Annotated in this window: 11 protein-coding genes; 7 read left to right on the forward strand and 4 right to left on the reverse strand. The window is 59.2% G+C overall.

Annotated features, from left to right (window positions below):
• Positions 1-208: 208 nt before the first annotated feature.
• The 7 genes from ACQZ45_RS16235 to ACQZ45_RS16265 all read left to right on the forward strand — a co-directional run bounded on the left by ACQZ45_RS16235 (position 209) and on the right by ACQZ45_RS16265 (position 9891).
• A complete protein-coding gene (locus ACQZ45_RS16235; protein ID WP_113291863.1) occupies positions 209-2101 on the forward strand; it encodes an ABC transporter ATP-binding protein in 1893 nt (630 codons plus the stop codon).
• Entirely contained in the window at positions 2098-3999 is a 1902-nt protein-coding gene (locus ACQZ45_RS16240) for an ABC transporter substrate-binding protein (RefSeq protein ID WP_113291862.1), read from the forward strand. Before ACQZ45_RS16235 ends, ACQZ45_RS16240 begins: the two co-directional genes overlap by 4 nt.
• A gap of 1 nt (position 4000) precedes the next feature.
• Entirely contained in the window at positions 4001-4999 is a 999-nt protein-coding gene (locus ACQZ45_RS16245; RefSeq protein ID WP_003516797.1) for an ABC transporter permease, read from the forward strand.
• Entirely contained in the window at positions 4996-6171 is a 1176-nt protein-coding gene (locus ACQZ45_RS16250; RefSeq protein ID WP_003516796.1) for an ABC transporter permease, read from the forward strand. The genes ACQZ45_RS16245 and ACQZ45_RS16250 overlap by 4 nt, the downstream gene beginning before the upstream one ends.
• A gap of 72 nt (positions 6172-6243) precedes the next feature.
• Positions 6244-7452 (forward strand): glycosyltransferase family protein, encoded by a 1209-nt coding sequence (locus ACQZ45_RS16255; RefSeq protein WP_003516795.1) that lies wholly within the window; start codon positions 6244-6246, stop codon positions 7450-7452.
• 43 nt (positions 7453-7495) lie between these two features.
• On the forward strand, positions 7496-8743 hold the full coding sequence (locus tag ACQZ45_RS16260; protein WP_003516794.1) for a glycosyltransferase family 4 protein: 1248 nt from the start codon (positions 7496-7498) through the stop codon (positions 8741-8743).
• Positions 8740-9891, forward strand: coding sequence for a glycosyltransferase family protein (locus tag ACQZ45_RS16265; protein ID WP_003516793.1), 1152 nt, complete (start codon positions 8740-8742; stop codon positions 9889-9891). Before ACQZ45_RS16260 ends, ACQZ45_RS16265 begins: the two co-directional genes overlap by 4 nt.
• On the opposite strand, the gene ACQZ45_RS16270 is transcribed toward ACQZ45_RS16265, so the two are convergent.
• The 4 genes from ACQZ45_RS16270 to ACQZ45_RS16285 form a co-directional block, all read right to left on the reverse strand.
• Positions 9857-10597 (reverse strand): copper homeostasis protein CutC, encoded by a 741-nt coding sequence (locus ACQZ45_RS16270; RefSeq protein ID WP_003516792.1) that lies wholly within the window; start codon positions 10595-10597, stop codon positions 9857-9859. The two genes, ACQZ45_RS16265 and ACQZ45_RS16270, sit on opposite strands and share 35 nt — an antisense overlap.
• A 79-nt stretch (positions 10598-10676) precedes the next feature.
• The gene (locus ACQZ45_RS16275; RefSeq protein ID WP_003516790.1) at positions 10677-11882 is read right to left on the reverse strand and encodes an MFS transporter; all 1206 of its coding nucleotides are present in this window, start codon (positions 11880-11882) and stop codon (positions 10677-10679) included.
• A 63-nt stretch (positions 11883-11945) separates the two neighbouring features.
• Positions 11946-13379: a M81 family metallopeptidase gene (locus ACQZ45_RS16280; RefSeq protein ID WP_113291861.1), complete on the reverse strand. Its 1434-nt coding sequence runs from the start codon at positions 13377-13379 to the stop codon at positions 11946-11948.
• 12 nt (positions 13380-13391) lie between these two features.
• Positions 13392-15311 carry a beta-N-acetylhexosaminidase gene (locus tag ACQZ45_RS16285; RefSeq protein ID WP_113291860.1) on the reverse strand — a complete coding sequence of 640 codons (1920 nt, stop codon included), beginning with the start codon at positions 15309-15311 and terminating at the stop codon, positions 13392-13394.
• Positions 15312-15322 lie beyond the last annotated feature (11 nt).

Consider the following 15322-nt stretch of genomic DNA (forward strand, 5'->3'; position numbering starts at 1 on the left):
CTCACCCGGGAACGTTCGTTAACATATCGCCAAACACAAGCCATCAGGCAAGCCATTGCAATTTGGAAGCCGGCTTTGAATTTGCTAAACAATTCGATGTTTCAGAGGCATAGACAGACAACAAACCCTACGATAACGTGCCTTTAAGCCCTCCTGAGCAAATTGTCACAAGACAACGATAAAGAGAGACGGCAAGGAACCCTTTAGCATGAGCGCAGGCGCAGATTTGCTCCGTATTGAAAATCTGCGGGTCTCGTTTTCTCTTATGGGTGGCACGATTGACGCCGTGAGGGGTGCCAGCCTTCGCATTCTTCCGGGAAAAGTGACCGCGCTTGTCGGAGAATCCGGCTCCGGAAAATCCGTCATCGGCCAGACGATCATGGGCATCCACCCCAAGACGGCGCGCGTGAACGGCCGCGTGCTGTTTACCGATCCCGCAAATGCCGCAGCCGGCCCCGTCGATCTGCTGCAACTGCCGAAGGATGGCCGGGACATCCGCGCCATACGCGGAAATCGCATCGGGCTGATTTTTCAGGAACCCATGACGTCTTTTTCGCCGCTGCATACGATCGGCAACCAGATTGACGAAGCGCTGAGAATCCACAGCATCCTGTCGCCGGCCGAGCGCGCGGAAAAAATGCATGAGACGCTCGACCTTGTAGGGTTTTCCAACCCGAAGAAGGTCGTGAACATGTATCCCTTCGAATTGTCGGGCGGCATGCGCCAGCGCGCCATGATCGCCATGGCACTGATCTGTCGCCCCGCCCTTCTGATCGCCGACGAACCGACGACGGCTCTTGATGTAACCATACAGGCGCAAATCCTCAAACTACTGCGCGATCTCCAGAGCCGACTGAACATGAGCATGCTGCTCATCACCCACGATCTCGGCGTGGTGGCAAACATCGCCGACGAGGTTGCCGTGATCTATCAGGGCGAGATCATGGAAGCCGGAACGGTCGACGATATTTTCAAGGCACCGAGCCACCCCTATCTCAAGGGCCTGATGGCCGCCGTGCCGCATTTCGACATGAAGCCGGGTGAGAGGCTGAAGGCGCTTCGTGAGATCACCGTCGACCACGAAAGCCTTGTCGGCAAGAAGACCGCCGCAGTGAACAAGACCCCCGGCCCGCTCTTGACCGTGGAGAATATCAGCAAGACCTTCACGACCCGGAAGTCCAGCTGGTTCAGCCGCCGCGATGCCAATGCCACCAAGGCGGTGAACAGCGTCAGTTTTGAAATCCGCCGAGGAGAATGTCTTGGCCTCGTCGGCGAAAGCGGCAGCGGCAAGACAACCGTCAGCAAAATCCTCATGCGCGCCGTTCGCCCGGATGAAGGCTCCGTGACCTTTCACCGGCCGCAGGGCGATATCGACGTCCTCAATGCAAGGGACGGCGATCTAAAGGAATTGCGGTCGAAGATACAGATGGTCTTCCAGGACCCGATCTCATCGCTTTCACCGCGCATGACCGTGCGCAATATTTTGAGCGAGCCGCTTGAAATCCATGGACGGGGCGATGCGAAATACCGCGCGGAAAAAGTCCGTAATCTCGTCAAGGCCATCGGCCTTGGAGAAAGCGCGCTGAACCGTTATCCGCACAGTTTCTCAGGCGGCCAGAGGCAGCGTATCGGCATTGCCAGAGCCCTGGCGTTGGGTCCCGAACTGCTGATCTGCGACGAACCCGTTTCTGCCCTAGATGTCTCGGTGCAGGCGCAAATCCTCAACCTGCTCAAGGATTTGCAGAAGGACCTCGGACTTACTTACCTCTTCATCTCGCACAATCTGGCAGTTGTGGATTACATGGCGGACCGCGTGGCGGTGATGTGCGAGGGCCGCATCGTCGAGCTGGCGCCGCGGGAAATCATGATGCGCTCTCCGGTTCACCCCTATACAAAATCGTTGCTGGCGGCCGTGCCTTTTCCCGATCTCGACCGTCCGCTCGATTTCCGTACCATCGGCAAGATCAGCGCGACGGGCAAGTTCGACTGGGGCAAGCAATTCCGCGACGAGGGTGACGGCGAAATGATCTCTGCCGATCTTGGCGATGGCCATTTCGTTCTCGCAAATGGCAATGCCGACATCAGGGAGCTTCGCTCGTGATTACGCGCCGCACCACCCTTGCCTTGATGGCCTCCGTCTTTTTGCCGACCTATGCGCGCGCTGCCTATACCGACCCCGCCTACTTCAAGGAAAAGCGGGAAAAAGGTGAGCTGCCTGATATTGCCAAGCGCTTGCCGAAAAACCCGCGCGTCATCGATATGAAGGCGCTTGGCCGGGAGCCCGGAAAACACGGTGGTTCCGTGCGCATGCTGATCGGCGGCCAGCGCGACATCCGGCTTATGCCCATCAGCAACTATGCCCGCCTTGTCGGTTACGACGAAAAATTCGAGCTTCATCCCGACATTCTGGAAAGCTACGACGTTCAGGACGAACGCATCTTCACCTTCAAGCTACGCGAAGGCCACAAATGGTCCGACGGCAGCGATTTAACCTCCGAGGATTTCCGGTATTTCTGGGAGGATGTTGCTCTCAACAAGGAAATTCACAAGGGCGGCCCGCCAATCGAACTGCTGGTCAACAACAATCCCCCCCAGATCGAAGTCATCGACCGGCTGACGGTGCGCTATACCTGGGAAGGCCCGAACCCCGATTTTCTGGCAAAGCTCGCAGCAGCATCGCCCGCGCGGCTTTTCCTGCCCGCCGCCTACATGAAGCAGTTCCACGTCAAATATCAGACCGCGGAAAACCTCGCCAAGCTCATCAAGAAGAACAAGGCGGATGACTGGAGCGGGCTGCATATCAAGATGTCGCGGCAGGTCCGTCCGGAAAATCCCGCTCTGCCGACGCTGGACGCCTGGCGCAATACGACTTCGCCACCGGCCGAACAGTTCGTTTTCGAACGCAATCCCTATTATCACCGTGTCGACGAAAACGGCCTTCAACTGCCCTATCTCGACCGGTTCCTGCTGAACGTCACCTCCTCCGACATCATCTCGGCCAAGACGGCGTCGGGTGACAGCGATCTGCAATATTTCGGCCTCGATTTCGCCGACTACACCTTCCTGAAGGATGCCGAAAAGCGCTTTCCTCTGAAGGTGAACCTCTACAAACGCTCTCAAGGGTCGCGCATTGCGCTTCTGCCCAATCTGAACTGCGCCGATCCTGTATGGCGGAGCTGTTTCCAGGACGTGCGCGTGCGCCGCGCAATGTCGCTCGCTATAAACCGGCACGAAATCAACATGGTCTGCTTTTACGGGCTGGCCAAGGAAAGCGCCGACACCGTCTTGCCGGAAAGCCCGCTTTACCGACCGGAATTTGCCGAGGCCTGGAGTGCCTTCGACCGGGCGATGGCCAACAGGTTGCTTGACGAAGCAGGTCTCGATAAGCGCGACAGCGCCGGCTACCGGCTTCTGCCGGACGGCCGTCCAGCCTATATCATCGTCGAGACCACAGGCGAAAGCACGCTCGAAACGGACGTGATGGAACTGGTCACGGACCACTGGCGGCATATCGGCATTGCGGTTTCGGTCCGCCCGACCCAGCGCGATGTCTTCCGCAAGCGTGCCATGGGCGGCGAGGTGCTGATGTCGGTGTGGATGGGCATGGACAATGGCGTGCCGACCCCCGACATGTTGCCTTCGGGCCTTGCGCCCACCGGCGACGACCAGTTGCAATGGCCGGTCTGGGGCATCCACTATCTGTCCGGCGGGCGCGAGGGCAAGGAGCCTGACCTGCCGGAAGCAGCGCATCTGCTCGATCTCCTGAAAAAATGGCGCCGAAGCGTCACCGAGGAAGAGCGCGAGGCAATCTGGCTGGAAATGCTTGGTATCTACACGCAGCAGGTATTTTCCATCGGCATCGTCAACGGCGCGCTGCAACCCGTCGTCCATGTCAAACGCATGCGAAACGTGCCGGAAAAGGCGCTTTTCGGCTTTGAACCCACATCGTATCTCGGCATCTACATGCCGGATGCCTTCTGGTATGACGGAGACGCCTGATATGCTGCGGTATATTCTCAAGCGCATCCTCGTCATGATCCCAACGCTGATCCTGATCTCGATGCTGGTCTTCACCATCATCGAATTGCCGCCGGGCGATTATTTCGAAAGCTACGTCGCCGAACTGCGCGCCATGGGCGAGACCGCAAACCTTGCCGAAATCGAGGAGTTGCGCGTCCGCTATGGCTTCGACCAGCCGGCGCCGATCCGTTACTTCCGCTGGGCAACCGGCATGCTGGTTGGCGATTTCGGTTATTCTTTCGAATATCAGCTCCCGGTAAACGAGGTTGTGGGAGACCGTCTGTGGTTGACGGTTCTGGTGTCCTTCGTCACCATCATCGTCACCTGGATTCTTGCCTTCCCGATCGGCATCTACTCCGCCACGCACAAATATAGCTGGGGCGACTACGGCCTGACCTTCCTCGGTCTGCTTGGCATCGCCATCCCCAACTTCATGCTGGCGCTGATCCTGATGTATTTCGCCAATATCTGGTTCGGTATCTCCATCGGCCATCTGATGGATCGGGAATATCTGAACCAGGCGATGAGCTGGCCAAAGTTCAAATCGATTCTCGAACATATCTGGATACCCGTCCTCATCATCGGAACGGCGGGCACGGCCGGCATGATCCGCCGCCTGCGCGCCAACCTCTTGGACGAGTTGCAGAAACAATATGTCGTAACCGCCCGCGCCAAGGGGCTTCACCCTTTCAAAGTGCTGATCAAATATCCGCTGCGCATGGCGCTGAATTTCTTCATCTCGGACATCGGCTCGATCCTGCCCGCCATCATATCAGGCGCGGAAATCACCGCCGTCGTGCTGTCACTCGAAACAACCGGTCCGATGCTCATCCGGGCGCTGCAAAGCCAGGACATGTACCTGGCCGGCTCCTTCCTGATGTTCCTTGCTTTCCTCACGGTGATCGGCGTTCTTGTGTCGGATATCGCCCTTGCCATACTTGACCCGAGAATCCGCTTCGGAGGTGGTAACGTCAAATGACTTCATCCATCCCGACATCCGGCGAAGCGCTGCCCCACTACGTTTCGACGGCGCCGTTCGACCCGTCGCTCATCGAACCCAATACGTCCGGAATGGCGGCCTTCAGCAAGGCGTCGCAGCTGCGGCTCATGTGGTGGCAGTTCCGCCAGCACAAGATCGCCGTCTGGTCCGGCGCCTTTCTGGTGGTGCTTTATCTTTCGATCCTGATCAGCGAGTTCCTCGCGCCTTACAATCTTCACACCCGCAATATCGAGCATATCTACGCCCCACCCCAGGCCATTCACCTTTTCAATGACGGAAAATTTGTCGGGCCTTTCGTCTATGGTCGGGAAATGACGCTCGACATGGACAATCTGCGGCGCGTCTACCGGGATGTGCCGACGGATATCCAGCCGCTGCGTTTCTTCTGCAAGGGCGATACCTATCATTTCTGGGGCATGATCGAGGCTAGAACCCACCTCGTATGTCCGGCCGAAGGTGGTGAAATGTTCCTGCTCGGCACCGACCGGCTTGGACGAGACGTGCTGTCGCGAATCATCTACGGCGCGCGCATCTCTCTGACGATCGGCCTTCTCGGTGTCGCCATGAGCTTCGTTCTCGGCATTGTGATCGGCGGACTTGCAGGTTATCGCGGCGGCACTTTCGATCTCATCGTCCAGCGTATCATCGAAGTCCTGCAATCCATTCCGAGCATTCCGCTGTGGCTCGCACTCGCAGCAATCATGCCGGTGACCTGGAGTCCGATCCTCGTCTATCTCGGCATCACCATCATTCTCGGCATGCTGGACTGGACGGGACTGGCGCGCGCCGTGCGCTCCAAATTGCTGGCATTGCGCGAGGAAGACTATGTTTTGGCTGCACAACTGATGGGCGCCGGCACACCGCGCATCATCGGCAGGCACCTTATCCCCGGCTTCATGTCACATCTGATCGCCTCGGCGACGCTGACGATACCGGGCATGATTCTCGGCGAAACCGCGCTGAGCTTCCTTGGTCTCGGCCTCAGGCCGCCGATCACAAGTTGGGGAATTCTGCTCACGGAGGCGCGCAGCGTCAGCGTCATTGCGCTATATCCGTGGCTTCTCATCCCGACGATTCCGGTTGTTCTCGTCATTCTGGCCTTTAATTTCTTCGGTGACGGACTACGTGATGCTGCGGATCCCTTCAGATAAAATGGAACACTCCTTGATAAACTGCTCTTCCGCCATCGCCTTTTTTGGGAAAGGCAAAAAGAGGTGTGGCCGATGACCTCCCGTCTGAACGACGCACGCATCCTCATGTACAGCCACGATTCTTTTGGCCTCGGACATCTGCGGCGCTGTCGCACGATCGCTCACGCGCTGGTGGAGGATTATCGCGGCCTCAACGTGCTTATCATTTCGGGCGCAACTATCGCCGGCGCCTTCGATTATCGCGCTCGTGTCGATTTCGTGAAAATCCCGAGCGTCATCAAGCTGCGCAACGGCGAATACACCTCCATGGACCGGCATATCGATCTTCAGGAAACACTGAAGATGCGCCGCTCCATCATCTATCACACTGCCGAAAGCTTCCAGCCGGATATCTTCATCGTCGACAAGGAGCCCATGGGTCTTCGTGGCGAGGTGGAGGAAACGCTTGCGTATCTCAAGGGACAGGGAACCAAGCTTGTCATCGGCCTCCGTGACGTCATGGACGCACCGCAGCTGCTTGAAGCGGAGTGGAAGCGCAATGACGTGATGACCAAGATCGGCAAGTTCTATGACCACGTCTGGATTTATGGCCCACCGGATTTCCACGACCCCTTGACGGGGCTCGACGTTCCCCAGACCGTTCGCGACAAGATGGATTTCGTCGGCTTCCTGCAACGCTCCAAAACGCAGGCGGAAACCGTGGCGCACCGGCCGGAGGGCGACTATCTTCTCATCACCACTGGCGGCGGCGGTGACGGCAGCGAATTGATCGATGACGTCATCAACGCCTACCGTCATGATAGCGAACTGACGCACAAGGCGCTCGTGGTGCTCGGCCCCTACATGCCGGCAGACCAGCGCCAGCGATTCATGAGCAGTGTTGCCGATATTCCGTACATCGAGATCATCGAATTCGACAACCGCATGGAAGACCTCGTTGCCGGCGCTCAGGCCGTCGTGTCGATGGGCGGCTACAACACCGTCTGCGAGATATTGTCGTTCGACAAGCCTGCCCTCGTCGTGCCGCGCACGGTGCCGAGGGAGGAGCAGCTTATCCGCGCAAGCCGCGCGTCGGAGCTCGGCCTTTTCGACATGCTTTTACCTGAGGATGCCGAGAATCCGGCGAAAATGGCGGCAGCTCTTAAAGCGCTGCCGAATCGCGCGCCGCCTTCCGTCAATTCGCAGGACCTGAAGCTCGATGGTCTGGAAAACATTTCGAAACGGATAGCCGAATGGCTGCCGCCCGAGGGCGACAAGGTGCCAATAACGCTGACGGCGTGACCGGCTCCCCGACAACCACCGCTTCAAAAGAGACACGCGCAACGTGACCGACACAAAAAAAATCGTGGTGCTCCTCAAGGGCTATCCGCGCCTGTCCGAGACTTTCATTGCCCAGGAACTTCTGGGGCTTGAAAAGGCTGGCCTTACGCTGGAACTCATGTCCATGCGCCGCCCGACGGATAAAAAACGCCACCCCGTTCACGATGAAATCCGCGCACCCGTGACCTACCTGCCGGAATATCTGCATGACGAGCCCATCCGCGTGCTGAAGGCCCTGTGGGCATGCCGCAAAAAGCCAGGCTTCACCAAGGCGCTGCGTCGGTTTTTCAGCGATCTGCCGCATGATCTAAGCCGCAACCGCTTCCGCCGTTTCGGGCAGGCGGCCGTGCTGGCGCACGAATGGCCTGTAGATGCCGGGTGGCTGCATGTCCACTTCATCCACACACCCGCCTCGGTCGCCGCCTATACACATCTTATCACCGGCACGCCCTGGACGATTTCGGCCCACGCCAAGGATATCTGGACCTCCAGCGACCGGGACCTTGCCGCAAAGCTGGAAAGCGCCCGCTGGGCCGTGACCTGCACCGCAAGCGGCTTTCAGCATCTTCGCACCCTTTCCGGCGTCAAGCAGAATGTGCATTTGAGCTATCACGGTCTCGATCTCACCCGCTTCCCGAATTTCGACACGCCGCGTCCGCAAAGAGATGGATCGGACGCTCATGATCCGGTCAGGATTTTGAGTGTTGGACGGGCCGTCAAGAAAAAGGGCATCGATATTCTGTTGCAGGCTTTGGCCTCGCTTCCACAGGACATCCATTGGCGTTTCACCCATATAGGTGGCGGCGACGAACTTGCCGGGTTGAAAAAACTCGCCGACGAGCTTGGCATCGCCGACAGGATCTTCTGGACCGGCGCCATGGACCAGAAACAGGTGCTGGAGAATTACCGCGAGGCCGACCTCTTCGCCCTTGCCTGCCGCATCACCAGCGATGGTGACCGCGACGGTCTTCCCAATGTGCTGGTCGAGGCCGCCAGCCAGGCGCTGACCTGCATTTCCACCAATATATCAGGCATTCCGGAATTCTTCGTGGATGGTGAAAACGGCCTGCTGACGGAGCCCGAAAATCCGGTTGCCTTCGCCGAGGCTCTGCGCACGGCGATTACCGATCCACAATTGCGTGAGCGTCTGGGTAGTGCGGCGGAAAACCGTGTGCGAACCGCCTTCGACAACCGCACCAGCATTGCCGAGTTGACGACGCTGTTCGAAACCGAGTGGGAAAAAACGCCATGACCGATACGGAAAAGCGCCCTTCCGTTTTCTTCTACGTCCAGCACCTTCTGGGCATCGGCCATATCGCCCGCGCCAGCCGCGTTGCCAATGCCCTTCAGGCTGATGGTTTCGATGTCGTTCTGGTGACAGGTGGCACCCCGGTTCCCGGCTTTCCGGGCGAAGGCATCCGCCATGTCGAATTACCGCCGATCGCCGTTAGCGACGGCAGCTTTTCCGGCCTTGTCGATAGTTCCGGCAAACCGGTCGATGACGACTTCAAGAAGCTTCGAACGGATATGCTGATCGGCGCTTATCACGGCGCAAAGCCGGATATCGTCATCATAGAGGCCTTCCCCTTCGGCCGCAGGCAGGTGCGTTTCGAATTGCTGCCGCTTCTGCACGAGATCGAGGACAGTGAACCACGCCCGCTCGTCATGACGTCGCTGCGCGATATTCTGCAGGAAAAAACCAAACCCGGCCGGGACGAAGAAACCGTGTCGCTGGTGAAGAAACATTTCGACGCGGTGCTGGTCCACGGAGATCCGGATTTCGTCCGGCTGGAGGAGACCTTTCCCCTTGCCGGCGAAATCAGCCAGCGCGTTGTCTATACCGGCCTCGTCGCGCCGCTGCCATCGCCGGAACCGGCGGAAGAATTCGATATCGTCGTTTCCGCTGGCGGAGGTGCCGTTGGTGCAGCCCTTATCCGGGCCGCACTTGAGGCATCGCCTCTGCTGGAAGAGATCAAAAGCTGGTGCCTCATAACCGGCCCCAACATGCCGCAGGCAGATTTCGATGCGATCTCGGCGCAGGCGCCCGAAAATGTGTCCATCTTCCGCTTCCGCAAGGATTTCGCAAGCCTGCTCGCCGGCGCGCGGCTTTCAGTTTCGCAGGCCGGTTACAACACCGTCTGCGATATTCTACAGGCAAAATGCCGCTCGCTTCTGATCCCGTTTGCGGCCGATGGCGAAACGGAACAGAGCGCCCGCGCCGAACGGCTGGCGCGGCTGGGGCTGGCACAGGTGCTGGAAGAGAAGCATATCTCTGCGCAATCCATGGCCGATGCCATCAGGGCGGCATTGGCCCTGCCGGGACCGGACGTGATCCACCTCGATCTCGATGGCGCCGCAGGAACGGCTAGAGCTTTACGCCGCCTTTTTGATGAGCGGTGAGGATCGCCTTTAACTCTCGAACGGCCTCCTCATCCGTGCCCTTGCGCCCCGCGCCGGTGAAACCGAGTTTCGCCACCCGGCTTTCCGGATCGTAAAACGGAATGGCGGAACAGGATGCGTGGATCTCCGTAATGGGAAAGCGGTCCAGCAACGTCTGCACGACTGGTGGACGCACCCCGGCCCCCGGCATGATGACAATCCGCCCGGCGGCAAGCTCGGATAATCGGGCCAAGGTCTCGATGCCCTCAAGCGCCGAACGCGCGCCCCCGGAGGTCAGAATTCTCGGGAAGCCCAGCGCGATAGCGGCCTCCAAGGCTTCATCCATGTCGGGAACAACGTCGATCGCCCGGTGCAGCGTCATATCGAGCCCGTCGGCGTGGCGGCGCAGTTCTTCGAGCAGGGGAATATCAAGCGAGCCATCGCCAAGCGAGGCACCGAGCACCACGCCGGAAAGCCCCGCCGCGCGCGCCGCATCGATATCGCGTTTCATCACATCGGCTTCGTCGCGCGTGAACACGAAATCCCCGGCGCGCGGCCTGATCATCACGCTCACAGGCAGGGCGTAGGCCGCCGCCCGGTGCATGAAACCCGCAGACGGCGTCACACCGCCACCGGACAATGCCGCGCAAAGTTCTATTCGGTCGGCCCCACCCCTGACCGCCGCTTCCAGACCGGCCACGTCGTCCACGCAAATCTCGAGAATCATCGTAACCTCTTTCTTTTGAATGTGCCGTGTTTTCGCGCCGGCTTATCCGAAAACCGCCCACACTTTTCGGTCCGACGCTCTACCTGCGGCGGCCCTTCCCATCAAGCGCGTAGAGCATGTAAACGCCGCCGAGACCCACAACCGCTCCCAGGATTGAAGTGCCTGAATAGCTCGTGACGAGCGTGCCGACGGCAAAAATCAGCGCACCCAAACCCGCGCCGAGGAAGATGTTGACGGCAATCAGCGAGCTTCCAAGCCCCGGCCGATCCGCAATCAGTTCCTGTAGATAGGTGATCGGGATACTGATGATGGCGGCTGCGCCGAGCGCGCTGATCAAGGTCTGCGCATAGATATGCCAAGGTGCCGTCGCGAGACCCTGCAGGATGAGGTAGATGGCATAAAGCCCCGCTCCAGCCGCAAGGGTCAGCGTTTGCGGCACCTTTTTTTCGATCCAGCCCCACAGCAGAATGAAGACGATTTCCAGCGCGGCAACGATGCCCGCGACGATACCGATATCCGCGACCGTTCCCTTTGCCTGACCCGTTATGATGAGCGAGCGGATGGAATCATTGAGATGCAGCATCGAGCAGATGAGCGCGATGGCGATGATCCGCAGCAGCACCCGTCGCTCCCCGATTTCCGCAAGTGAAGCGCGGACACCGAAGCGTGCCTGCGTGTTCACCGATGCCGGAGTGGCCGTGCGCGGCAGGCAAAAGGCCACAAGCAGAAAGCAGATAAGCGCGCAGATGCCTGAGAACAGGAAAGCCAGCAGCATATTGCCGGAATTCACCAGAAAAATACCGACGATACCAGGCACCAGCACCCAGGACAGCGAGATGGTGGCCCGCATGATCGAATTAACGGCGATCATGTCGCCCGTCGAAAGATTGCGGGCATCGGCGCGCACATGCGCGAAAATCAGAGAGTTCATCGCCCCGAAAATCGGCAGGAGCAGCAGCTTCGCGGTCACGAAGGCGGTGGCATTACCAACGAGATAAACCAGCAGATAGCCGCTGACGCCGAAAAGCGCGATCAGCAGCATGGGTTTGCGATATTCGCCGAGCCGGTCTGCAACGATGCCCATCAGCACGCTGGCGCTGACATTGATGATGGCGGCAAACAGCATCAGCAGGGAATAGACGGTGTTGCTGAGCCCGATTTCGCGAATGCCGATCACCGCCTGATAGGGGGCGGTGGCGGCATTCGAAAATCCGAAGAACAGGATGGCGAGCGCCCCGATGCGGATCGACGGATTGTTGAAAACGATGGAAAGAGCCGACGGCATGAAGGTTCGCCTGAGATGATCCGGCACCGCCGGATCGCTGAATGAAATGCTATCGAACCGCTGTCATCGCCAGCGGGCCGAAAGGATGGGTTTCGGGATATAGTTGAAATGCGGTTTCCATGGGTAAAAATCGCCATCCCGGCGGCGATTGGGGAGGTTTTCGATATCCTGATTGATAACCCCCTCCGTCAACGCCATGAGATTGGGATTGGCGATGGGCGCAAGCTCCGGCGAAAGATAACCTGACTTGACGACCAGCAGCCTTACCGCCTTCGGATCGAAGCCCAGACGGGTGAAATCCGCGATCATGTGATAGGGCCTGCGCCTTGCAGCCAGAATGACGGTAATGCCATCGATGACGACTACCGCCTGCCGCTGATCGGAAGCACCTGGATCGTCCAGTTTCAGGACCTTGGCTTCGACGGTGATGGAAGGGCTTTCGGGATCGAGACTGCCGCCGATCTTCAGGGAAAGCGCCGCGCCCTCGCCCGCCGCAAAACAGGCCTCGACCGCCGGCCTGTCGGTGATGCCGCCGATCAACGCGCCCTGCCAATTGCGCGCAATCAACGCCGCCAGAACATCGGCGCGATCGCCCACCCCGCCGCCGGTCGGATTGTCGCCGGAATCCGCCAGAATGATCGGCCCGGTTGTTGTTTTTTCCGCAATATCCATGATGACCTCGAGCGGTTCGGTCACGGGACCGAAACGGAAATCCTGTCGGGCATTCCAGTAGGATTGCGCAATCTCCGAGGCGACCGCCTGCGCGGCCTCCCTGTCCGTCCCGGTCACGACAGCGCAGGCCGTCGCCCTTGGTTCATCGGCCCAGACGTAGCCGATCATGAAATTCGCATCCCAAATGCCGGGCCGCGCGTCGTAGTCCGGCAAGACGGCATAGAGGCTTTTGGCCGGTTCATCTTCCGTGGAGGTTTTTTCACCCGGCAGGAGAACGGGGATTTTCGCCCATGCCACACCGGGCTTCTCGCCCGTTTTCAGAGCCTTGATGAGCATCGTCCACGCCCGCACCATCGTCTCGCGCACATCGATATGCGGCGCAGTTCGGTAGCCGGCGAAAATATCCAATTGGTCGATGATCGACTGGCTGACATTGCCGTGCAGGTCGTAGCTGGCGGAAATGATAACATCCGGTCCGACTACGGCGCGGGCGCTGGAAATCCAGTCCCCTTCCGCATCGTCCATTCCCTCGACATTCATCGCGCCATGCATGGCGAGATAAAGCCCGTCGAGCGGCAGGCAAGCCTTGAGACGCTCCAAGAATTCCTGCTTGAACGCATCATAGGCCGTGCGCGACACGGGACCACCCGGCACCGCCCGCGCATGCAGAAGCGGCAACACCTCCGCCCCGCCTTCGCCGAGGAAATTGAAATATTCGGCTTCCAGCAACTCCGTCCCGCGAAAGACGCGAAAATCTTCCTGACGCATCAGCACCGGCGAATAGGTGCTGCATTCGGTATGAATTCCACCAACGGCAATACGCATCTCGCCTTCCTCTCAATAGACCGGGCTCAAGCGGACGATGGCGGAGAAACGCAGCCAGTCCTTCTGCGCTTTCGGCGTCCACGCCGCCTCGGCAATGGCGGGCAGTCTCGGGAAAACCAGATGGTTGAAATAGGCGCGATTGAGGAAATGCTCGGACCAGATGCAGGCCTGAACGCCCTTCATCCGCTCCTTCAATTCCTCGGGGAACTCACCGACTGCCTCGTAAGCATATGTGTGCGACGGCGGAACGGTGCCGGCCCAGCTTGCGCCCGGCTCCTGCCAGGCTTCATCCTGCACCATGTCGAGATAATAGGCCTGTCCCGGCGTCATCACCACGTCGTAGCCCTGCTTTGCAAGCTCCAGGCCAACTTCCGGCTTCTGCCAGGCCATCAGCAATGTTCCCGAGGGATCGACGCCGCCGCCGTGCGAAACTTCGTCCCAGCCGGCAAGCTGGCGGCCGCGCTCATGCAGCATCCCCTGAATACGTTTCATGAAATAGGACTGGATACCGAAGGTGCCGTCGAGGCCTTCCTTTTCCATCAACGACTTGGCAAGCGGCGAGGCAAGCCAGGAGCCATCTGCTACCTCGTCGCCGCCGATATGGATCAGCCGCGAGGGGAAAAGCTCCACCATCTCGTCGAATATCTTGCCAAGGAATTCATAGGTTGGCTCGATGGCGGGATTGAGCGCATTGTTGGGATAGCCCTGTACGGAGCGATAGCTGTCCGGCGCTTCCTGCCCATCCGTCAGCTCCGGATAGGCAACGAGAGCCGCCGTGCTGTGGCCGGGAATATCGACCTCCGGCACGATTTCGATGTTCAGTGCCGCCGCATGCGCGACGACCATGCGAACATCATCCTGCGTGTAATAACCGGAAACCGGCTCAGCCCCATTGCCGAGCTGCGGCAGAAGCGGCGCATCCGGGCCGCGCGTCGCGCCGACTGTCGTCAGCAGCGGGTAAGCCTTGATTTCGAGACGCCAAGCCTCGTCATCCGTCAGGTGCCAATGGAACCGGTTCATGCGCAGCCATGCAAGAATGTCGATCAGCCGCACGACATCACCGGTCGGATAGAATTGTCGCGAGACATCCAGATGGCAACCGCGCCAGCTGTAACGCGGCGCATCGGCGATGGTGCCGGAAACCGGGAAACGGAATTTGGTATCGGTGCGCGCGCCGTGCAGCAATTGCGCAAGCACAGTCAGGCCGTATTGCAGACCTGCAGTGGCCGAATATTCCACGACGACGGCGTCATCAGAGAAAGACAGGCGATAACCCTCAGCTTCCAGACCGCTATGTTGCTTGAAACGAAGCGGCTTGCCCTCATGAACAGGCGCGAGGCTGAAAGGCACGTGACCAACGGCAAAAAGCCTGCGGAACAGCGACGAAACAGTTTCCACCGCAAGCACTTCTTCCTTGCCTGCCTCTTCCGTCGGGAAGAGTGCGACGGGAAAGTCTTCGCCCGGCGCGGCATCGATTTCTGCAGGCCAGGGCTGGATGGCGAAGGGCAGATCGAGCTTTCCTTCGGGAAGCAGGGCTGGCGCCGGCTCGCTATGGCGCCCGTCAAGCATCAGGTCAGCGACATCAACCGCGCGATGTGTGCCGTCGGCAAGGCTGATATAGGCGGATTTCGCACCGTCTGTGCGATGGCGGGCAGGCCTGAGCAGGCCGTCAACGGTAAAACGCCACGATTTCCCGGCTTCGAGCACGAAACCCGTTGGCGGCGCAAATTCATGGAAATTGGCATTGCGGCGCAGATAGACGGCATTGCCGCAGACGGGCTTGTCGATGGTCCGCGTCAGCGACGTATAGACGATCCGGAAATCCTTCACCGCCTCGCTGGAAAGATTGAACAGGGTGAAGGTGAAGCCACCCGATGCGGAATCTTCGAGCGGATGCCATGAGTTTTCGAGACGAAATTGTGCGAGCGCCATGATGCTCCCCT

The sequence above is a fragment of the Agrobacterium sp. 16-2014-1-2a genome (assembly GCF_053522705.1).